Origin of the sequence: Pseudonocardia nantongensis (assembly GCF_046546495.1) — a bacterium.
Lineage (GTDB): Bacteria > Actinomycetota > Actinomycetes > Mycobacteriales > Pseudonocardiaceae > Pseudonocardia > Pseudonocardia nantongensis.
On the sequence record NZ_JBKGXT010000001.1, the window covers coordinates 242,360 to 262,242 of the forward strand.

Consider the following 19,883-nt stretch of genomic DNA (forward strand, 5'->3'; position numbering starts at 1 on the left):
CGCAGTGCACCTGGACCGGACCGGGGGCACCCGCGACGATCCGCAGGACGGCGGCCAGCGCGTCCCCGGCCCCGTCGGCGAGCAGTCGGTGGGCCCAGGCCAGGTCGTCCTGCCCGGCGGCGGCGTCGGCGACCCGCGCCGGGGTCAGCGACGCCCCGAGCGGGACCGGGCAGATGTCGGCGAGGTCGGCGAGCGGGTGCGGGGGCCGGGTCTCGGCGCGCGAGCGCAGGTCGACCACGGTCGCCGGTGGCCACGCGGCCGTCGCGGGCAGGCCCACCTCGCGGGCCGATCGCGGGTCGTGTGGCTGCGGGGCGTCCGAGCGGTAGAGCACGCCCGCACGTACCCGGTACCCGTCGTGGGTGCGGGTCCCGCCGAGGTCCCGCAGGTTCGCCGGACGCCCGATGTCGGGGCGGCGGGTCCGGAACGCGGTCACCCGGCCAGGATCGGTGATCACCCTGTCCGGGCCCCCGCCCGCGTGACCTGGGGCATCAGTGGCTTCGATCACGTCGGGCCGGGCGGACGTGCGGGCGCGGGGCGTGGAAGAATGGCGAGCTGGCGGCCGCCGGCGAGGATGCGCGGCTGCGAGCCCCGGAGGTCTGGGTTCACCGGCACGAAATGCCGAGCGCGGGCCTGGCGGGCTGGGAGCGGGCGAGAGTCGCCCGCCGACACCGGGCGCACCCCCTGCGCGAGCCATGAGGACGCAAGTGATCCCCCTGCTGGAACAGCACCCCACCCTGGACGACTCCGAGACGACCCCGGAGCGGACGTCCGAGAACGACCTCCCCGAGAACGACCTCCGTGGGAACGACATCCCCGAGAGCACCGGCAGCGACGCGACCCCGTCGTTCTCCGACCTCGGCCTGGCCCCGCAGCTGCTGGCGGTCCTGGACAAGCTGGGCTACGAGACCCCCAGCCCCATCCAGGCCGCCGCCATCGGGCCGCTGATCGCCGGCCGCGACCTGCTCGGGCAGGCCGCCACCGGCACCGGCAAGACCGCCGCGTTCGCGCTGCCGATGCTGCAGCGCCTGGCCGACGGCCGCGCCTCGACCGACCGCGGGCCCACGCCGTTCGGCCTGGTCCTGGCCCCGACCCGGGAGCTGGCCATGCAGGTCGGCGAGGCGGTCACCAAGTACGGTTCCGAGCTCGGCGCGACCGTCGCCACCGTCTACGGCGGCGCCCCGATCGGCCCGCAGATGGGCCGGCTGCGCCGCGGCGTCGACATCGTCGTCGCGACCCCCGGCCGGGCCATCGACCTGATCAACCGCGGCGCGCTGTCGCTGGCCGCGATCGAGGTCGCGGTGCTGGACGAGGCCGACGAGATGCTCGACATGGGATTCGTCGAGGACATCGAGACGATCCTCGGCTCCACGCCTGAGGGTCGGCAGACCGTGTTGTTCTCGGCCACCATGCCGGGCCGGATCCAGAGCCTGGCCCGGAGGCACCTGAGCGACCCGGCCGACATCCGGATCAAGCGGGACCCGACGCCGGACGGTGAGGCCCCCAAGGTCCGCCAGACCGCGTACCACGTGCCGCGCAGCCACGTCACCGTCGCGCTGGGCCGGGTGCTCGAGATGGAGCAGCCGACCGCGGCGATCGTGTTCTGCCGCACCCGCGCCGACGTCGACGCCGTCACCGAGACCCTCACCGCGCGCGGCCTGCGTGCCGAGGCGCTGCACGGCGGCATGGACCAGGAGCACCGCACGCGGGTCGTCGAGCGGCTGCGCGCCGGGCGCACCGAGCTGCTGGTCGCCACCGACGTCGCCGCCCGCGGCCTGGACATCGACACGCTGACCCACGTCGTCAACCACGACGTGCCGTCGTCGCCGGAGTCCTACGTGCACCGGATCGGCCGGGTCGGCCGCGCCGGGCGCGAGGGCGTCGCGATCACCCTGGTCACCCCCGGCTCGGTGCGGCACCTGCGCAACATCGAGCGGCTGATCGGCTCCTCGGTGGCCACCGCGCCGGTGCCGACGCCGGAGGACCTGCGCGCGGTGCGGCTGGCCCGCACCGCGCTGGCCCTGCGCGAGCAGGCCGGGCAGGACGCCGACGCGTCACCGCAGGACGGTGTCGACGAGCTGGTGCTCGACCTGGCCCGCGACCACGACCTCGCCTCGGTCGCGGCGGCGGCGATCCGGATGGCCCGGGCCGGCACCGCGGTTCCGGACGACGAGATCGAGATCCCCGAGGTCCGCTCGCGTGGCGGACGGGACCGCGGCGACACCCGCGGCCCGCGCCGCGACCGGGACGGCCGCCCCGGCGGCGGCAGCCGCGGTCAGGGCGCCCGGCCGCCGAAGGCCGGCACCACCCGGCTGTTCGTCTCGGCCGGCCGTGCCTCCGGGGTGCGCCCGCAGGACATCGTGGGTGCGCTGGCGAACGAGTCCCGGCTCTCCGGCCGCGACATCGGTGCCATCCAGATCCACGAGCGGCACGCGCTGGTCGAGGTGCCCGAGCACGCCGCGGACGAGGTGCTGAAGTCCCTGCGCGGGGCGACCACGCTGAAGGGCCGCAAGGCCAACGTCCGCAAGGACCGGGACGCCGGCGAGACCGGCTGAGGCCACCGGAGCCACGAACGACGGCCCGGTGCGCACCGCGGTGCGCACCGGGCCGTCGTCGTAGGTGGGTCGTGTCGTAGGTGGGTCGTGGGGCGGGCCGGCCTCAGCGCACCTCGACCCGGTCGTTCATCCCGAGGTTGGAGAAGAACGTAACGGCGTCGTCGCGGTCCAGCTTGACGCAGCCGGCCGAGTCGACCTCCTGCTTGCCCTCGTGGAAGGCGATGCCGCCTGGGGCGAAGAACACCGACCACGGCATCTCTGCGCCGTCGAACTCGAACGAGCGGTGGTCCTGGTCCTTGTCGTAGACCGTGAAGTCGCCGGTCGGGGTCTCGGTGCCCTTGCCGCCGTGCGTGATCGAGACCGGCCCGTAGCTGACCTCGCCGTCCTCCAGCAGCCACGCCTGGTTGCTCGCCAGATCGACACACGCCCGCGCCTGCGCCGAGCACGGCGGGCCGGCCCCGTCGGCGCCGTCCTCGGCGAGCGCGGTGCCCGCGGCCCCCAGCCCGATCAGCAGCCCGGCGGCGGCGACTGCCAGGGCGCGCCGCCGACGTCCACGGTGGACCGGACGGGAGTTGTCATCGTTCGTGTGCGCCATGGCGGCCGATCGGTCCTCTCGGGTGAGCGTGATGCCTGTCGTGGAGATCAACGATCACGCAGTGCAACGGTTGCGCCCGAACGGGCGAGTATTTCCCGCGGCGGACCGGTGGCCGGGGTGCGAATCGCCCCGGTTCCGGTTCTGCGGGAGGATCGCGGCGACCCGCTACCGAACGCCAGGGAGCGCGCATGACCACCACGGGCCCGACCGCCGCCTCGACCACCCACCCGTCCGCCACCCGCAAGCCGCGCAGCCACCAGGTGACCGACGGCATCGGCGCCACCGCGGCCCGCAGCATGCTGCGGGCGGTCGGCATGCGCGACGACGACTTCGCCAAACCGCAGATCGGGATCGCCTCGTCCTGGAACGAGATCACCCCGTGCAACCTGTCGCTGCAGCGCCTGGCCATGGCGGCCAAGGAGGGCGTGCACGCCGCGGGCGGCTACCCGCTGGAGTTCGGCACCATCTCGGTCTCCGACGCCATCTCGATGGGGCACGTCGGCATGCACTACTCGCTGGTCAGCCGCGAGATCATCGCCGACTCGGTGGAGACCGTGGTGGAGGCCGAGCGGCTCGACGGCACCGTGCAGCTCGCCGGCTGCGACAAGTCGCTGCCCGGGATGCTGATGGGCGCCGCCCGCCTGGACCTGGCCAGCGTGTTCGTCTACGCCGGATCGATCATGCCAGGCCGGGTGGGGGACCGGGAGGTCAACATCGGCGACGCGTTCGAGGGCATCGGGGCCTGCGCCCGCGGCCTGATCACCTCCGACGAGCTGGACACCCTGGAGCGGGCGATGTGCCCCGGCGAGGGCGCCTGTGGCGGGTTCTACACCGCGAACACGATGGCCGCCGCGGCCGAGGCGCTCGGGATGGCGCTGCCCGGCTCGGCCAGCCCGCCCGCGGTGGACCGGCGGCGCGACGGCGTCGCCAGGGCCTCCGGCGAGGCCGCCGTCGGGATGATCGAGAAGGGGCTCACCGCGCGGTCGATCCTGACCACGGAGGCCTTCGAGAACGCGATCGCGGTCGTCATGGCGTTCGGCGGGTCCACCAACGCGGTGCTGCACCTGCTCGCGATCGCCCGCGAGGCCGAGGTGGAGCTGACCCTCGACGACTTCAACCGGGTCGGCGACCGGGTGCCGCACCTGGCCGACGTCAAGCCGTTCGGCACGAACCTGATGTACGCCGTCGACCAGGTCGGCGGGGTGCCGGTCGTGATGAAGGCGCTGCTCGACGCCGGGCTGATCCACGGCGACCCGATGACCGTCACCGGTCGCACCGTCGCGGAGAACCTCGACGAGCTCGCCCCGCCGGGGCTCGACGGCTCGGTCATCCACGACCTGCGCAACCCCATCCACCCGACCGGCGGGATCTCGATCCTGCGCGGCTCGCTCGCCCCGGAGGGCGCGGTCGTCAAGTCCGCCGGGTTCGACGCGGCGACCTTCACCGGCACCGCCCGCGTCTTCGACGGCGAGCAGGGTGCCCTGGACGCCGTGGACGCCGGCGAGATCGCCGCCGGGACGATCGTGCTGATCCGCTACGAGGGCCCGCGCGGCGGCCCCGGGATGCGCGAGATGCTCGCGGTGACCGGGCGGATCAAGGGCGCCGGGCTGGGCAAGGACGTGCTGCTGGTGACCGACGGCCGGTTCTCCGGAGCGACGACCGGGCTGTGCGTCGGGCACGTCGCCCCGGAGGCCACGGACGGCGGCCCGATCGCCCTGGTCCGGGACGGGGACACGATCACGTTGGACATGAAGAGCCGCACGATCGACATCGGGATCTCCGACGCCGAGCTGGAACGTCGCCGTGCGGAGTGGGTCCGCCCGGAGCCGACGAACCGGCGCGGGGTGTTGGGCAAGTACGCCAGGCTCGTGTCGTCCGCGGCGGACGGGGCGGTCTGCGGCTGAGCCCGCCGTCGTCGGTGAACGGACTACCGGACCCGCCCCGGGCACCGCCTAGTCTCGGTCGCGTGCCCGAAGATCAGCAGCCGGACCCCGGGAACCTGCCCACCGACTGGTCGTCCTGGAAGGACCGGGTCGACCTGACCGCCTACGACGCCCGGTGGGCGGCGATGGCCGAGGCGGGGCAGAACCCGCACGGCGAGGCCGACCTGGTGCAGGAGCTGGTCGGGGGCGACCGGGTGCTCGACGGTGGCTGCGGCACCGGCCGGGTGGCGATCGAGCTGGCCCGGCGCGGGTTCGCGGTGATCGGCGCCGACCCGGATCCGGACATGATCGACGCGGCTCGGGCGAAGGCTCCCACCCTGCGCTGGGAGACCGCCGGGCTGGAGGAGCTGGACCTGGCGGACCGCTTCGACCTGGTCGTGCTGGCCGGGAACGTGATCCCGTACGCGACCGACCGGGTCGGCGTCGTTACCGGGTGCGCGCGGCACCTGCGCCCCGGCGGCCTGCTGCTGGCCGGGTTCGCCGTCCGGCCCGGCTGGCCCTCGCCCGACGACTACGACGCCTGGTGCGCGGCAGCCGGGCTGGCCCCGGTCGAACGCTGGTCCACCTGGGACCGCGACCCGTGGGACGACGGTGGCTACGCCGTCGTCCTGCACGCGCGGCCCGGGCCGGGAGCCGCCCGCCAGGCGTGACGATCCAGCCCCCACCCCACCCGACCTCCGCGTTGTGGCGCCACTCCACAACGCGAGGGGGTGCCGGGGTCAGGGGCGGCAGAGGATCTCGCCGTGCGGGATCAGGAACCAGCCGTCGGGGTGGGCGGCCCAGGCCCGCCAGGCCTCGGAGATGCCGTCCAGCTCCGCCTCGTCCGCCAGGCCGCGCTCGACCGCCATCCGTCCGACGCCGGTGTGGATCCGGTCCGCCCACATCCCGCCCCAGGCGGCCCGCTCCTCCGGGGTGGCGTAGCACCACACCGACGCCGACGGCGTCACCTGCGTGAACCCGGCCGCGTGCGCCCAGCCGAGCAGCCGGCGTCCGGCGTCGGGCTCGGCGTCGTTGCCGCGGGCGACGGCCCGGTAGAGCTCCAGCCAGCGGTCCAGCCGCGGGTCCTGCGGCCACCACTGGAACCCGGCGTAGTCGGCGTCCCGGGCCGCGACCAGCCCGCCGGGGCGGGTGACCCGGCCCATCTCGCGCAGCATCGCGACCGGGTCGGACACGTGCTGGAGCACCTGGTGGGCGTGCGCCACGTCCCAGGTGCCGTCGGCGTCGGACAGGGCGTAGGCGTCGTCGACGGCGAACTCGACGTCCACCACGCGCCCGGCGGCCTCGGTGCGGGCCCGGTCCAGCGGGTCCGCGACGACCTCGATCCCGCGCACCCGGCCCGGCGCGACCCGTCCGGCCAGGTCGACGGTGATGCTGCCCGGACCGCAGCCGACGTCGAGCAGGCTCGTGCCGGGGGACAGGTGCGGCAACAGGTAGCCGCACGAGTTCTCCGCGGTGCGGGCGGCGTGCGAGCGGACGACGACGTCCGGGTGGCCGTGCGTGTAGGTGTCCTTCGGCGTCTCACCGGTCATGGTCCTCAGCCTGCACCCCGCACGCGCCGGGCCGACGACGGCGTTCCGCTGGACGATCTCACACCACAGGTCCGGCGCCCGAGCCCGCGGGCCCACCGTGTGCCACCCGGCCGGCGGCCCGGTCAGCTCCGTGCGTGCACGGCCGCGTCGAGGGCCTGGCGCATCGCCACCTCCGGGCCGGGGCGCCCGGTCATCAGCTCGACCTGCGCGACGGCCTGCTGCAGCAGCATCTCCAGCCCGGAGACGATCCTCGCCCCGGCCGCCGCGGCGCCGCCCGCGATCCCGGTCGGCCACGGCGCGTAGACGGCGTCGAGCAGCACCGTGCCCGCCCGCCACCGGGCCCCGGCCAGCGGGTCCGCGGCACCCGCGGGCAGCGTCGAGACGACGACGTCGGCGCCGTCGAGCAGGCGTGCGGCGGCCGGAACGTCGGCGAGCACGGGGTGGATCTCCGGTTCCGCGCCGAGCCGCTCGGCGGTGCCGCGCAGCGCTCCGGCCCGCCCGGCGTCCCGGACCAGGACGTCGACGTGCCCGGTGCCGAGCTCGTGCAGGGCGGCCAGCGCCGCCTGCGCGGTGCCCCCTGCCCCGAGGACCACCGCGCGCCCGGTGCCCGCCCCGGCCGCGCGCAGCGGCGCGGCGATCCCGGTGACGTCGGTGTTGTGGGCGGTGCTCGCCCCACCGGCGAACACCAGCGTGTTGCCGGCGCCGATCGCGGCGGCGGCGTCGTCGACGGTGTCGGCGACGTCGAGCAGGACCCGCTTGAGCGGCATCGTCAGCGACAGCCCCGCCCACTCCGGGCCGAGCGCGGCGACGAACCCGGCCACGCCCGCCTCGTCCATCTCGATCCGGTCGTAGTGCCAGCCGTGCAGGCCGAGTGCGGTGTAGGCCGCGTGGTGCAGCGCGGGGGACAGCGAGTGCGCGATCGGGGAGCCGAGCACGGCGGCCCGGCGGGTCGGGGAACTCACCCCCGCAGTATGGCCGCCGGCCCGTGAGTGGTTATCGCGGTCCTGGCCTCGACAACCACTCACGGGCGCGCAGCGCCACAGCCCGCCCGTCCACCAGCACCAGGACCGGATCGTGCGGGGCCACCCCGGCGGCGTCCAGCCGCGCGTCGGCCGCGGCCCGGTACTCGCCGTGCCCCACGGTGACCGGCGGCGGACCGGCGTGCGCGCCGATCCGGTCCCCGGGCGACAGCCCGGCCAGTGCACCGACGGACACGGTGCCGAGCACGTCCGGCGCCGACCAGGTGGTCTCCCCGGTCCGACGGGGCGCCACCACCGGGACGGTCGCGAGCGGGTCGCAGGGCTCGAGCAGCTCCCGCAGCTCGGCGACGGTGGCGGTGGCCGGGGCGACCGTCAACCCGGGCGCGTCGGGTTCGAGCACGTCCCGGACCAGCGGGTCCCCGCCGCCGGCGGCGCCCGGGCCCGCGTCCAGGAAGCCCAGCGTGGTGAGCCAGTCGTCGTCGAAGTACTTCGACAGGTAGATCCGCCCGGAGTCCGGCAGCACCGCGACGACCAGGCCGTTGGGCCCGGCCTCGGCCGACACCCGTAGCGCGGCGGCCACCGCGAGACCGGCCGACCCGCCGACGAGCAGGCCCTCCTCGCGGGCGAGGCGGCGCAGCGTGCGCAGCGACTCGCCGTCGCCGACCCGCTCGGTGCGGTGCGCGACCGCGGGGTCGTAGACCGCGGGCCAGTCGTCGGAGTCGGTCAGGGGGTGGAGGTAGTGGCCGACGGCCTCGACGTAGTACGGGCTGCCGTCCCCGCCGCCGTACCGGGAGGACTCCGGATCCGCGGCCACCACCTGCACGCCGAGCGACCGCAGGTGCGATCCGGCACCGGTGAGCGTGCCGCCGGTCCCGGCCCCGGCGACCAGGTGGGTGATCCGGCCGCCGGTCTGGGCCCAGATCTCCGGGCCGGTGCCGGTCGCGTGCGCCGCCGGGTTGGCCGGGTTGGCGTACTGGTCGGCGAGCCAGCCACCGTCGGTGTCGGCGGCGATCCGGGCGGCGAGGCGCTGCACGTGCCGGGGGTCCTCGCGCGGCACCAGGCCGGGGGTCGGGACGACCTCGGCGCCGTAGGCCCGCAGTAGCGCGATCTTCTCCGTGGTCGTGCGGTCCGGCACCACGAACACCGCCCGGTACCCGCGGGCCGCGGCCACCATCGCCAGCCCGATACCGGTGTTGCCAGAGGTGCCCTCGACGATCGTCCCGCCGGGCCGCAGCGCCCCGCTCCGCTCGGCGTCGAGCACCATGTTCAGCGCCGCCCGGTCCTTCACCGACCCACCGGGGTTGGCCCACTCGGTCTTCACCCAGACCGGCGCCCCGCCCGCGGGCACCACCCGGTGCAGCTGCACCAGCGGCGTCGCGCCGACGGCGTCGAGCACCGAGTCGTACACCGGACCGCCCGATCCCGCATCCGCCCCCATGGCCGTCGATCATGCCGCAGTGGGTGGGAGGCTGCCCGGGTGAGCGGAACGGTGCTGGTGCTGGGCGGACGGAGCGAGATCGGGGTGGCGGTCGCGGAGCGGCTCGCCGGTACCGACGCCGGGACGGTGGTGCTGGCGGCCCGGCGCCCCGACGAGCTGGACGACGAGTGCGCCCGGGTGCGCAGGGCGGGCGCCGAGGTCGACACCGCCGGGTTCGACGCCGACGACCTGAGCACGCACGCTCCGCTGCTCGACGACGTGGCGGCCCGGCACGGCCGGATCGACGTCGCGGTCGTCGCGTTCGGGATCCTCGGCGACCAGGACCGCGCGGAGACCGACCCGGCGCACGCGGCCGCGATCGTGCACACCGACTACCTGGTCCAGGTGCACCTGCTGACCGAGCTGGCGCAGCGGATGCGGGCGCAGGGGAGCGGCACGATCGTCGTGTACTCGTCGGTGGCCGGGGTGCGGGTCCGCCGGGCGAACTACGTCTACGGCAGCGCGAAGGCCGGGCTGGACGGGTTCGCCTCCGGCCTGGCCGACGCCCTGCACGGCAGCGGGGTCCGGCTGGTGCTGATCCGGCCGGGCTTCGTGATCGGCCGGATGACCGAGGGGATGAGCCCGGCGCCGATGTCGTCCACCCCGGAGCAGGTCGCCGACGCGACGGTGGCCGCGGTGCGCCGCGGACGGGGCAACGCCGACGTCTGGGTGCCCTGGCGGCTGCAGCTGCTGTTCGCGGTGCTGCGGCTGCTTCCGCGGGCGGTCTGGCGCCGGATGCCGCGCTGAGGGCGTTCCACGGGGCGACGCTGCTCCACGGGCCGACGCTGCTCCACGGGCCGACGATGTTCCACAGATCAACGGTCTCCCTCGATCGCGGTGTGGCGCTTCCCAGAACGTGACCGGAGCCATATGGTCGGGTGCGCATTCCCGTGCGGCCGGCTCCTCCAGCCGGCCCGGGAACTCGCCGACACCGATGTCGTAGGAGGAGCCACAGTGGGATACACCCGCGGAGCAATCGTCCGCAGCGCACCGGGCAAGTACGAGGTCGTCGACCTCGAGCTGGACGACCCGCGTCCGAGCGAGATCGAGGTCAAGATGGTGGCGTCGGGCCTGTGCCACTCCGACGACCACATCGCCACCGGGGACATCCCGGTCGGCACCTACCCGTTCGCCGGCGGTCACGAGGGCTCCGGCATCGTGACCCGGGCCGGGGCGAACAAGAAGGGCCTCAAGGAGGGCGACCACGTCGTCTTCTCCTTCCTGCCCTCCTGTGGGCACTGCCGCTGGTGCGCCAGCGGCATGCAGAACCTGTGTGACCTGGGGGCGGGCCTGCTCGCCGGCACCCGGTGGGAGGAGAACTCCACCCGCCTGCGGTTGGCCGACGACGGCACCCCGGTCGGCCAGATGTGCGGGATCTCGACGTTCTGCGAGACCACCGTGGTCTCCGAGGACTCCTGCGTGAAGGTCCCCGACGACGTCCCGCTCGAGGTCGCCTGCCTGGTCGGCTGCGGCGTGGGCACCGGTTGGGGCTCCGCGGTGAACGCCGGCGGCGTCCAGCCCGGGCACACCACGATCGTCATGGGGGTCGGCGGCATCGGCATCAACGCGGTGCAGGGTGCCGCGCACGCCGGCGCCGGCAACATCATCGCCGTGGACCCGGTCGCGCTGAAGCGGGAGAAGGCCCAGGAGCTGGGCGCCACGCACGCGGTGGAGACGATGGAGGAAGCCACCGAGATCGCCCAGCAGTTCACCAACGGCCAGGGTGCCGACCAGACCGTCGTCACCGTCGGCGTGGTCAAGCCCGAGCACATCGGGCAGGCGATGGCGTCGATCCGCAAGGCGGGCACCGTCGTCGTCACGGCGCTGGGCGACATCAACTCGACCGAGGCGCTGCCGGTGTCGCTGGCCGACGTGACGCTGTTCCAGAAGCGGATCCAGGGTGCGATGTTCGGCATGTCCAACCCGAACTGGGACATCCTGCGCCAGCTGGACCTCTACCGCTCCGGTGCGCTCAAGCTCGACGAGCTGGTCACCACCACCTACTCGCTGGACCAGGTGGCGACGGCCTACGAGGACATGCACGCCGGCAAGAACATCCGCGGCGTCATCCGTTACTGAGTGACGCCTGCGCGGCACCGCCGCGCGGGACCACCGGGCCCCGGGGCGCAACGGCGCGCCCCGGGGCCCGGCGCATACTCCGGGCATGCACGATCTGCTCTCCGAGGTCCCGCTCGTCGACGGGCACAACGACCTGCCGTGGGCGCTGCGCGAGCTCACCGGCCCCGACCCTGATCTCGCCGCCGGCGAGCCGCGGCTGCACACCGACCTGCCCCGGCTGCGCACCGGACGGGTCGGTGCCCAGTTCTGGTCGGTGTACGTGCCCGGCTCCCTCACCGGCGACGCCGCGGTCACCGCGGTGCTGGAGCAGATCGACCGGGTGCACCGGCTCGCCGCCCGCTACCCCGACGCGCTCGGGCTCGCCGAGGGCGCCGACGACGCCGAGCGGGTGTTCGGCACCGGGCGGGTCGCGTCGCTGATGGGCGCCGAGGGCGGGCACGCGATCGCGAACTCGCTCGGCGTGCTGCGGACGCTGCGCGTGCTCGGCGTCCGGTACCTGACGCTGACCCACAACCTGAACAACGACTGGGCCGATTCGGCCACCGACACGCCCCGGCACGGCGGGCTGGCCCCGTTCGGCCGCGAGGTCGTCGCCGAGATGAACCGGATCGGGATGATCGTCGACCTCTCGCACGTCGCGGACGCCACGATGCACGATGCCCTCGACGTCACCGCCGCCCCGGTGCTGTTCACCCACTCCGGGGCCCGCGCGGTCACCGAGCACGTCCGCAACGTGCCGGCCGACGTGCTGGAACGGCTGCCCGGCAACGGCGGGGTGTGCATGGTGACGTTCGTGCCGCGGTTCGCCTCCGCGGCCGTCGCAGGCTGGGACGCACGGCTGCTCGCGGCGATGGAGGGCGCCGGGCGCGACCACCGGGACCTGGCCGAGCGGAGCCGGTTCGCCGCCGGCTGGGACGGGCCGCCGGAGCCGCGGGCGAAAATGGACGACGTCGTCGCGCACCTCGAGCACGTCCGGGAGGCCGCGGGGATCGACCACGTCGGGATCGGCGGTGACTTCGACGGCACCGCCGAGACCCCGGACGGCCTGGAGGATGTCTCCCGCTACCCGGCCCTGTTCGACGCCCTCGCCGACCGCGGGTGGAGCCGCGACGACCTGGCGAAGCTCGCCGGCCGAAACGCCCTGCGCGTGCTGCGCGCCGCCGACGGGCGCTGAGGCCCGGATCGGTGAGGTCACCGGTCAGGGAAGTCCGGCGGGGGAGCGGGCTCGCGTGGGACCGCGAGAGCGGCGGCGGCCGAGGCGGCCATCCGCAGCGACCCGACCGAGGTCGGGTGGAACGGCTCGGCCTCGCCGAATCCCTGCAGGTCCGGGCCCATCCGGTCGCGTGCCGGTGCGCAGAGCGGCGTCAGGAACGGCGCGGCCGTGGTGAACCCGAAGCGGGCGGCGCCGTCGGCGAGCACGTCGTTGAGCCGGCGGTTCCGCTCGTCCAGCAGGTCGATCTTGTCCTGGTTCAACCCCGGGGCGCCGGGCGGCCCGCGCATGTCCGGGCAGTCCGGGTCGTAGCTCGTCGGGAACGGATCGTAGGACAGGGTCACCACCACCCGGGGGTCCCCCGGCAGCGCGTCGAGGTCGGTGAACAGCGCCCCGACGTCGCGGGCGAACTCGGCCAGCCGCAGGTTGAACTCTCCGCCGGAGAGCCGGTCGTCGCAGGTCGGGAGGCCGTAGCAGTAGGTCAGGAAGTCCTGCCATGCCAGGTCGTTCGGCCCGATGGCGACGACGACGTACTCCAGGTTCCGGACCTGTTTGAGCCGGCCCACCTGCGGTGGCAGGGTCACGCCCGCGCGCACCTGCGGCCCGCGCAGCCCGGCCGGGATGCTCGCCCCGGCGCAGGCCAGGTCCAGGACCTGCTCGCCGCGCAGCAACCCGAGCTCGGCGGCGGTCGAGTCTGCGCTGCGGCCGCAGGCGATGTCCTCGGGTTCCGCCGGATCGGGCGGTGGGCCGCCGACCCGGGCGGCCCGCGAATCCCCGATCACCGCGCCGGTGACGCCGGTGACGGGCGGCCCGACCGGGGACGGGCTGGCGCTCGTCGCACCGACCAGATCGGTCAACGACCCGATCTTCTCGAGGCCGGTGCTGGTGCCGTGCAGGGCCGAGACCCCGGCCCCGGCCCAGATCGCGACGGCCGCGACGACGCCGATCGAGGTCATCCGGGCGATCGGACCGGCGTGCTCGTCCCAGTGCAGCTCGTCGCCGTGCCGGGTCCGGCGCAGCGCGACGAGCAGCCGCAGGCAACCCGCGAGCCCGCCGGCCAGCAGGGCGGCCAGCACGATCCCGGCGGCGCCCCAGAGGTACCAGGTGATGAAGCCGTCGAGCACGTGCTGCACGGCACCGCCCGCCTCGCGGGCCGAGCCCGGACCGAGCAGCGGCGTGTCGTCCGCCGGGCGCTGCAGCGGGCCGATCGACAGCCGCGGCCGGATCGGGCCCCAGACGTCGACATCGGGCAGGTCGAACCGGGCGTTGCCGAGCTGGACGATCTGGGCGGGGCCGTGCAGGTTCGGCGGCGGGACACGGGCGCCGACGCCGATGTCCTGGCCGAACACCGTCACGTGGTGCTCCGGGGTCAGGACGATGACCAGCGGGACGCCGACCACGGCGATCACCGCGACCAGCAGCAGCGTCGGCAGCGACCGGGCCTCGCGCAGCAGTGCGCGCCACCACGACCGCCGGGGGGAGGGGCGGGCGGGCACCTAGGTGGCGCCGCGCCGGGGACCGGGCGAGCACATGTGCCATATGGTGCCCGGGGGACCGCGCCGCGTCACGGCGACCCGGGTCACCGGCGGGGCAGCGCCTCCCTGATGTCCCGAGGGGCGCCCTCGTTGGCGCCAGGGCCCCGAGGGTGCTCCTGGGGCGCGCCGGGCCGGGTCAGGTGCCGCGCAGGCGCGGGCGGAGGCGGGGTTCCGTGGCAGCCGTGGCACCGTCGCGCTCGACGTCGTCGGCCAGGGCGTCGGCGTGCGCGGCGAGGCCGTCCAGGTCGAGGTTCGCCGGCGCGGGGACGTCGACGACCCGCCAGGTCCGGATCCCCTCGGCGCCGCGGCGCAGCAGTGACACCGCGCCGCGGGCGTTGCCCCGCTGCGCGTGGGTCAGCCCGACGGCGAGCTGGGCCAGCGCCCGCCACAGCTCGCGGGTGGCGTCGCCGGCGTCCTTCCAGGCACCCTCCAGCACCTCGTGTGCCTGGAACGGCAGGCCCTCGTCGAGCAGCCGCTGCGCCTCGGTGACGGCCTCGTCCGGGGACAACACGAGGTCTTCCGGGACCCGCTCGACACCGGCCGCGTCACGGGGCAGCGGGCGCCCCGCGGCGTCCCGGGGACGGGCGTTGCGGGCTCGCCCGCGTTCGTCGCGGTCTCGCACTCCGGTCATGGCCCGACCCTGCCATCCGATCGGCTAGCGTGCGGATCATGACCGATGGATTGTTCGACGTCAGCGGCAAGGTCGCCCTGGTCACCGGCGGTACCAGCGGGATCGGCGAGATGATCGCGGCCGGGTTGGTCGAGGCGGGCGCGCGGGTCTACGTCTCCAGCCGCAAGGCCGACGCCTGCGCCGCGGCCGAGTCCGAACACGGCGTCGTCGGGATCCCCGCCGACCTGTCCTCCGAGGACGAGTGCCTGCGGCTGGCCGCCGAGCTCGGCGACCGGTCCGACCGGCTGCACCTGCTGGTCAACAACGCCGGCGCCACCTGGGGCGCCCCGCTGGAGGAGTTCCCGGCGCACGCCTGGGACAAGGTGCTGGACCTGAACGTGAAGGCGCCGTTCTTCCTGACCCGGGCGTTCCTGCCGCTGCTGGAGGCCGCGGCCTCGGTCGACGATCCGGCGCGGGTGATCAACATCGGCAGCATCGACGGCCTGCGGGTGCCCGAGCTGCCGAACTACTCGTACTCGGCCAGCAAGGCCGCGGTGCACCAACTGACCCGGGTGCTGGCCCGCGACCTGGGCCCCAAGCACGTCACGGTGAACGCGATCGCCCCGGGCCCGTTCCCGTCCAAGATGATGCGCGCGACCCTGGAGGCGGCCGGCGACGAGATCGCCGAGTCCTCGCCGCTGGGCCGGATCGGGAAGGCCTCCGACGTCGTCGGGACCACCCGTTTCCTGGCCGGTGCCGCCGGGTCCTACGTGACCGGCGCGGTCATCCCGCTCGACGGCGGGATCTGGACCACGCGCTGACGCGCCCGTGAGTGGATACCGGGGTTCCGGCCGCGTGGGGTTCCGGCCGCGGTATCCACTCACGGGGCGATCCGGATCTTGCGGAATGATCCGGGCGTGGTCCAGGCACCCGTGAACCCGGTCCGGTCCGTCGTCGGAGCGGGGGAGATCCGCCCGTCCCGCGCCCCGGCGACCTGGCTGCTCGCCGTCGGTGTGCCGACCCTGGTGCTGGGGTTGCACATGGCGCTCTACGGCCGCTGGCTGGTCGACGACGCCGGCATCACGTTCGCCTACGCCCGCTCGATCGCGGCCGGCGCCGGTCCGGTGCTGCAGCCGGGCGCCGCGCCGGTGGAGGGCTGGTCCAACCCGTCCTGGCTGGCGCTGCTGGTGCTCGCGAGCCTGGCCGGGCTGTTCGACCACGGCTCCTGGTTCGGCGTCCCGGACCTGGTGCTGTTCCCGAAGGCGGTCGCGCTGATCTGCGGGGCCGGGGTCGCCGCCGCGTTCCACCTGGTCGCCCGCGAGGTGATACCCGGCCGGTGGCGTGCGGCCGGCGCCGCCGCGGCGGCCGGGGTGCTGGTCGCGGCGGTGCCCTCGTACGCCGTGTGGCTGGCGTCCGGGCTGGAGAACCCGCTGCTCGCGCTGGCCGTCGCGGCGCTGGCCGCGACGCTGGTCCGGGCCGCCGCGCGGGAGCGGCTCAGCGGCGTCCCGACCGCGGTGACCTGCGGGTTGCTCGCGGCTCTGGCCGCGCTGACCCGCCCGGACGGCCTGATCTACGTGGCGGCGCTGCCGCTGGTGCTGCTCCGCCGGGACCGGGCCGGCGCCGCGCTCGCCGCGGCCGGGATCTCGGTGCTCGCCTTCGCCGTGCCGTACGGCGGGTACCTGCTGTGGCGGCACGCGACGTTCGGGCTGTGGGTGCCGAACACCGCCGTGGCCAAGGCGCAGGGTCTGCCGGGGACCGCGTCGTTGAACCGGCCCGCCGAGCTGGTCCCGGTCGCCGGGTGGCTGCTGGTCGTGCTGGCAGTGGGCGCGCTCGGCGCGGCACTGTTGCGCCCCGGCCGGCACCGGCCGTTGCTTGCGGTGCTGCTGGTCCCGCTCGGGCTCGCCCTCGGTGCCTACGCCGTGCTGGAGCCGGACTGGATGGGCCTGCAGCGGTTCGCGACGCCGGTCTGGGCGCTCGGCGCGCTGGTCGCCGTGCTGTCCGCGGAGCGGGCGCTCGGTGCGGCGACGGTGCGTGGCCGGGCAGTGGCCGGGGTGCTCGCCGCGGTCGCGCTGGTCGTCTCGGGCTCGTCCTGGGCGGCGACCGCGGCGAAGTTCCGCGACGGCCTGACGGTGCCGCTGTGCGCGATCGCGGTCGGGATGGGCGCGGCGCCGAACGCCTTCGGCGACGTCCTCGGGATCAGCGCCGGCCGGATCGCCACCCCGGACGTCGGCGGGACCGCGCTGGCGAGCCGGTACGAGGTGGTGGACCTGGTCGGGCTGGTCTCGGCCCCGATCGCGCGGTTCCACGCCGACGGCGACATGGCCGCCCTGCGGGACCACGTCCTGGACGAGGTGCGACCCGAGTTCATCGAGGTGCACGGCAACTGGACCCGCACGACCGGGCTGCTCGCCGACCCGCGCACCGCGCAGCGCTACGTCCCGGTGCTCATGGTGTCGCCGGACTCCGGCTACCTGGTGCGCCGCGACCTCGTCGACGAGCCCGCACGGCTGGAAGCCGCCCGTGCACTGGCCCGGGACGTGACCCAGCCGCGCCGCGAGGCCGCGGTCGACGCGCCCCGGTCCAGCTGCGGGTCCCTGCGGCCGGGCAGCACCGACGCGCTGGCCGGCCCCTCGAGCCGGCTCCTCGAGCCGGCCGATGAGCCTCAGCCGGACTCCAGCGGCCCCAGCTCGGCGGTGAACTGGTCGAGGTAGGCGAACCAGTCCGGCACCGGGGCCGAGGGGCGCACGACGAACTTGGTGATCCCGCCGTCGGCGTAGCGGCGGATCAGCTCGGCGACGCCGTCCCAGCCGATCCCGACGAGCTCGCGCGGGTCCACGTCCGGGCGCTGGGCGGCGGCCCGCTCCAGCGCGGCGTCGACGTCGGTGCCGGGCACGGTGAACCAGACGTTGGTGCCGTAGTGGTCGTCGTCGATCGTCCGGCCGGCGTCGCGGGCGGCACCCTCGATGACGGTCCGGGCGTGGGCGGTCTCGGCGGGCGTCAGGAAGCTGGCCAGCCAGCCGTCGGCGAACCGCCCGGCACGGCGCAGGCCCACGGGTGCGCGGCCGCCGAGCCACAGGTCCAACGGCCGATCCGGGCGCGGGGTGATCGAGGCGTCGTCGAGGGTGAAGAACTCGCCGTGGTGGGTGACGGAGTCCTCGGTCAGCAGCCGGCGCAGCACCACGAGGGACTCCTCGAAGCACGCGTCGAGCCGCCCCGGCACCGGGTAGAACTGGCGGTCGTGCGGCGTCGCCGCCCGGATCCCGAACACCGGCAGGACCCGCTTCGGGGCGAGCACGGCGAGCGAGGCGAGCTCGGCGGCCAGCAGCATCGGGTTGCGCCCGGGCAGCACGGTGACGCCGGTACCGACCTTGATCCGCTCGGTGCGCGCCGCCACCCAGGTGCTCCCGATCGTCGGCTCGACGACGGACGTGGAGATCAGGTCCGCCAGCCAGAGCGAGTCCACCTCGGACTTGTCGAGGGCGTTGACGAGCTCGTGGAACTCCGATCCCAGCCCGGGAAGGCTGCGCGCTCCCACCAGTCCGACGCCGATCCGTACCTTGCCGTGCGGAGAGTCGACCACTCACTCCACGTTACCGGGTGGTCACTGCCCGGTCAGCTCTCCAGCGGCCCCAGCTCGGCACGGAACTCGTCGAGAAACGTGGCCCAGTCCGCGACCGGGGCGGCCGGGCGGACCACGAACTTGGTCAGCCCGCCCTCGACGAACCGGCGGATCTGCTCGGCCGCGCCGCCCCACCCGACGGCGACCAGCTGCTCCGGGTCGGCGTCCGGCCGCTGCTGCGCGGCGCGGGCGAGCGCCCGTCCGGGATCCACGCCCGGCAGCACCACGGTGACGTTCACGCCGTAGTGGTCGTCCTCGACCGCGCGCCCGGCGTCGGCGGCCGCGCGCTCGATCACCGTGCGGGCACGGGCCCCCTCGTCCGGGGTGAGGAAGCTGCCCAGCCAGCCGTCGGCGAGCCGGCCGACCCGGCGCAGCCCGACGTCGGCCCGCCCGCCCAGCCAGAGATCCAGCGGGCGGGCCGGGCGCGGGGCGACCGAGGCGTCGTCGAGGGTGAAGAACTCGCCGTGGTGGGTGACGGCATCCTCGGACAGCAGCCGGCGCAGCACCACGAGCGACTCCTCGAACACCGCGGCCCGCCGGCCGGGAACGGGGTAGAGCTGGCGCTCCGACGGTGTCGCGGCCCGGACGCCGAACGCCGGCAGGATCCGCTTCGGCGCCAGCACCGCGAGTGAGGCCAGCTCGGCGGCCAGCAGCATCGGGTTCCGTCCGGGCAGCACCGTGACACCGGTCCCGATCTTCAGGGTGCGGGTGCGGGCCGCCGCCCACGCCGTGCCGATCGTGGCGTCCACCCCGGGCGCGGACACCAGGTCCGGTAGCCACAGCGAGTCGATCCCCGCCCGCTCCAGGGCGTCGACGAACTCGTCGAACTCGCCACCCGGATCGCTGGACCGCAGTCCCACCGATCCGACGCCGATCCGGACCTTGCCGTGCGGGGAGGACACCACTCACGCGACGTTACCTCCCGGTCACGAAGACCCGGGTGCGGCTTCCGGTCACGCCGCCGGCCGTCGACACCGAGGCCGTCGACACCGAGGCCGTCGAGATCGTGAAGTTGCGCTGACCGGCACGGCCCACCGGCGCACCACGTGCCCGGTCGGCACCGACGGGCAGTCACGTGCTCGCCGCCATCGACGTTTTCCATGGTCAACGGCATACCGGTGCGGCCGGCGCGCCGCCCTTGGGCAGCGCTGCTGTCCCGTTGACCGTGGGAAGGGTGGGTGCCGCATCCGCGGTCAGCCCCCGGGGCTCTAATTCGACACCCGGTAGAAGACTCGGTTCCGGGTACGGCAGAGTGGTGTCGGACCATCCCGATCCCTGCGAGGAGCCAGTACCGATGACCGACCCCACCACGATCGCCCGGGTCTTCCGGGTCGTCGCGATCGCCGAGACCTGCTCCTGGATCGGCCTGCTGATCGGGATGTTCGTCAAGTGGGTGCTGGGCACCAGCGAGCTCGGGGTGCAGGTGTTCGGCCCGATCCACGGCGCGCTGTTCGTGGCCTACGTGCTGGTCACGCTGCTCGTCGCGCGGATCTTCCGGTGGGACCTCTGGACGACGGTGGTGGGCCTGCTGGCGAGCGTCCCGCCGCTGGCGACGGTCTGGTTCGAGCGGCACGCCGCAGCGCGCGGCCGGCTCGACGTGGACCGGGCTCGCCCCCTCGTCGGCTGATCCGCATCGGACCGACGGCTCCCCCTTGACGAGTAGGTAAGGCTTCGCTAAGTTCTGCGGTGTCGCTTCGTGGTGGGAGCGGCGCGTCAGTTCGGGAATCGAGGGCCCGGTCGCCGGAGACGGTGGC

17 protein-coding genes and 1 pseudogene are annotated in these 19,883 nt (G+C 74.9%); 9 read left to right on the top strand and 9 right to left on the bottom strand.

Features of this window, described 5'->3' with window-relative positions:
- Positions 1-10: 10 nt before the first annotated feature.
- Positions 11-811, bottom strand: a pseudogene (locus tag ACLFMI_RS01050) (tyrosine-protein phosphatase); the annotation flags it as partial.
- Here ACLFMI_RS01050 and ACLFMI_RS01055 point away from each other — a divergent pair.
- Complete coding sequence (locus tag ACLFMI_RS01055; protein WP_410945777.1) at positions 705-2,552, top strand: DEAD/DEAH box helicase; 1,848 nt, start codon at positions 705-707, stop codon at positions 2,550-2,552. The pseudogene ACLFMI_RS01050 and the gene ACLFMI_RS01055 sit on opposite strands and share 107 nt — an antisense overlap.
- Positions 2,553-2,655: 103 nt before the next feature.
- Here the strand turns inward: ACLFMI_RS01055 and ACLFMI_RS01060 are convergent, their stop codons facing one another.
- Positions 2,656-3,147, bottom strand: a complete 492-nt coding sequence (locus ACLFMI_RS01060) for a L,D-transpeptidase (RefSeq protein WP_410945778.1) — start codon at positions 3,145-3,147, stop codon at positions 2,656-2,658.
- 188 nt (positions 3,148-3,335) lie between these two features.
- On the opposite strand from ACLFMI_RS01060, the gene ilvD reads away from it, so the two are divergent.
- Together ilvD and ACLFMI_RS01070 are read left to right on the top strand one after the other, a co-directional pair.
- Complete coding sequence (ilvD, locus tag ACLFMI_RS01065) at positions 3,336-5,051, top strand: dihydroxy-acid dehydratase (RefSeq protein ID WP_410945779.1); 1,716 nt, start codon at positions 3,336-3,338, stop codon at positions 5,049-5,051.
- A gap of 62 nt (positions 5,052-5,113) precedes the next feature.
- Positions 5,114-5,740 (top strand): class I SAM-dependent methyltransferase, encoded by a 627-nt coding sequence (locus ACLFMI_RS01070; protein ID WP_410945780.1) that lies wholly within the window; start codon positions 5,114-5,116, stop codon positions 5,738-5,740.
- A gap of 69 nt (positions 5,741-5,809) precedes the next feature.
- Here ACLFMI_RS01070 and ACLFMI_RS01075 read toward each other — a convergent pair whose 3' ends face one another.
- The 3 genes from ACLFMI_RS01075 to ACLFMI_RS01085 all read right to left on the bottom strand — a co-directional run bounded on the left by ACLFMI_RS01075 (position 5,810) and on the right by ACLFMI_RS01085 (position 9,037).
- Positions 5,810-6,619 (bottom strand): methyltransferase domain-containing protein, encoded by an 810-nt coding sequence (locus tag ACLFMI_RS01075; RefSeq protein ID WP_410945781.1) that lies wholly within the window; start codon positions 6,617-6,619, stop codon positions 5,810-5,812.
- 122 nt (positions 6,620-6,741) lie between these two features.
- Positions 6,742-7,581 (bottom strand): shikimate dehydrogenase, encoded by an 840-nt coding sequence (locus ACLFMI_RS01080; RefSeq protein ID WP_410945782.1) that lies wholly within the window; start codon positions 7,579-7,581, stop codon positions 6,742-6,744.
- 31 nt (positions 7,582-7,612) lie between these two features.
- The gene (locus tag ACLFMI_RS01085; RefSeq protein ID WP_410945783.1) at positions 7,613-9,037 is read right to left on the bottom strand and encodes a PLP-dependent cysteine synthase family protein; all 1,425 of its coding nucleotides are present in this window, start codon (positions 9,035-9,037) and stop codon (positions 7,613-7,615) included.
- Between the two features lie 39 nt (positions 9,038-9,076).
- On the opposite strand from ACLFMI_RS01085, the gene ACLFMI_RS01090 reads away from it, so the two are divergent.
- From ACLFMI_RS01090 to ACLFMI_RS01100, 3 genes are all read left to right on the top strand, one after another.
- Positions 9,077-9,823, top strand: coding sequence for an SDR family NAD(P)-dependent oxidoreductase (locus ACLFMI_RS01090; protein WP_410945784.1), 747 nt, complete (start codon positions 9,077-9,079; stop codon positions 9,821-9,823).
- Positions 9,824-10,030: 207 nt separating this feature from the next.
- Entirely contained in the window at positions 10,031-11,155 is a 1,125-nt protein-coding gene (locus tag ACLFMI_RS01095) for an NDMA-dependent alcohol dehydrogenase (protein WP_410945785.1), read from the top strand.
- Positions 11,156-11,240: 85 nt separating this feature from the next.
- The gene (locus tag ACLFMI_RS01100; protein ID WP_410945786.1) at positions 11,241-12,329 is read left to right on the top strand and encodes a dipeptidase; all 1,089 of its coding nucleotides are present in this window, start codon (positions 11,241-11,243) and stop codon (positions 12,327-12,329) included.
- Positions 12,330-12,346: 17 nt separating this feature from the next.
- Here the strand turns inward: ACLFMI_RS01100 and ACLFMI_RS01105 are convergent, their stop codons facing one another.
- Positions 12,347-13,861: a GDSL-type esterase/lipase family protein gene (locus tag ACLFMI_RS01105; protein ID WP_410945787.1), complete on the bottom strand. Its 1,515-nt coding sequence runs from the start codon at positions 13,859-13,861 to the stop codon at positions 12,347-12,349.
- Positions 13,862-14,036: 175 nt separating this feature from the next.
- A complete protein-coding gene (locus ACLFMI_RS01110) occupies positions 14,037-14,531 on the bottom strand; it encodes a DUF309 domain-containing protein (RefSeq protein WP_410945788.1) in 495 nt (164 codons plus the stop codon).
- Positions 14,532-14,569: 38 nt separating this feature from the next.
- On the opposite strand from ACLFMI_RS01110, the gene ACLFMI_RS01115 reads away from it, so the two are divergent.
- The gene (locus ACLFMI_RS01115) at positions 14,570-15,331 is read left to right on the top strand and encodes an SDR family oxidoreductase (protein ID WP_410945789.1); all 762 of its coding nucleotides are present in this window, start codon (positions 14,570-14,572) and stop codon (positions 15,329-15,331) included.
- Positions 15,332-15,427: 96 nt separating this feature from the next.
- Positions 15,428-17,221: a hypothetical protein gene (locus tag ACLFMI_RS01120; RefSeq protein WP_410945790.1), complete on the top strand. Its 1,794-nt coding sequence runs from the start codon at positions 15,428-15,430 to the stop codon at positions 17,219-17,221.
- Here the strand turns inward: ACLFMI_RS01120 and ACLFMI_RS01125 are convergent.
- Together ACLFMI_RS01125 and ACLFMI_RS01130 are read right to left on the bottom strand one after the other, a co-directional pair.
- Positions 17,173-18,090 carry a TIGR03854 family LLM class F420-dependent oxidoreductase gene (locus tag ACLFMI_RS01125; RefSeq protein ID WP_410945791.1) on the bottom strand — a complete coding sequence of 306 codons (918 nt, stop codon included), beginning with the start codon at positions 18,088-18,090 and terminating at the stop codon, positions 17,173-17,175. The genes ACLFMI_RS01120 and ACLFMI_RS01125 overlap by 49 nt on opposite strands.
- A gap of 32 nt (positions 18,091-18,122) precedes the next feature.
- Complete coding sequence (locus ACLFMI_RS01130; protein ID WP_410945792.1) at positions 18,123-19,034, bottom strand: TIGR03854 family LLM class F420-dependent oxidoreductase; 912 nt, start codon at positions 19,032-19,034, stop codon at positions 18,123-18,125.
- A 389-nt stretch (positions 19,035-19,423) separates the two neighbouring features.
- On the opposite strand from ACLFMI_RS01130, the gene ACLFMI_RS01135 reads away from it, so the two are divergent.
- Positions 19,424-19,756: a DUF3817 domain-containing protein gene (locus ACLFMI_RS01135; RefSeq protein WP_410945793.1), complete on the top strand. Its 333-nt coding sequence runs from the start codon at positions 19,424-19,426 to the stop codon at positions 19,754-19,756.
- Positions 19,757-19,883 lie beyond the last annotated feature (127 nt).

Coding starts and splice junctions, on each gene's coding strand:
- ACLFMI_RS01060 (WP_410945778.1), bottom strand. CDS start 3,147: ATGGCGCACACGAACGATGACAACTCCCGTCCGGTCCACCGTGGACGT.
- ilvD (WP_410945779.1), top strand. CDS start 3,336: ATGACCACCACGGGCCCGACCGCCGCCTCGACCACCCACCCGTCCGCC.
- ACLFMI_RS01075 (WP_410945781.1), bottom strand. CDS start 6,619: ATGACCGGTGAGACGCCGAAGGACACCTACACGCACGGCCACCCGGAC.
- ACLFMI_RS01085 (WP_410945783.1), bottom strand. CDS start 9,037: ATGGGGGCGGATGCGGGATCGGGCGGTCCGGTGTACGACTCGGTGCTC.
- ACLFMI_RS01100 (WP_410945786.1), top strand. CDS start 11,241: ATGCACGATCTGCTCTCCGAGGTCCCGCTCGTCGACGGGCACAACGAC.
- ACLFMI_RS01110 (WP_410945788.1), bottom strand. CDS start 14,531: ATGACCGGAGTGCGAGACCGCGACGAACGCGGGCGAGCCCGCAACGCC.
- ACLFMI_RS01115 (WP_410945789.1), top strand. CDS start 14,570: ATGACCGATGGATTGTTCGACGTCAGCGGCAAGGTCGCCCTGGTCACC.
- ACLFMI_RS01135 (WP_410945793.1), top strand. CDS start 19,424: ATGACCGACCCCACCACGATCGCCCGGGTCTTCCGGGTCGTCGCGATC.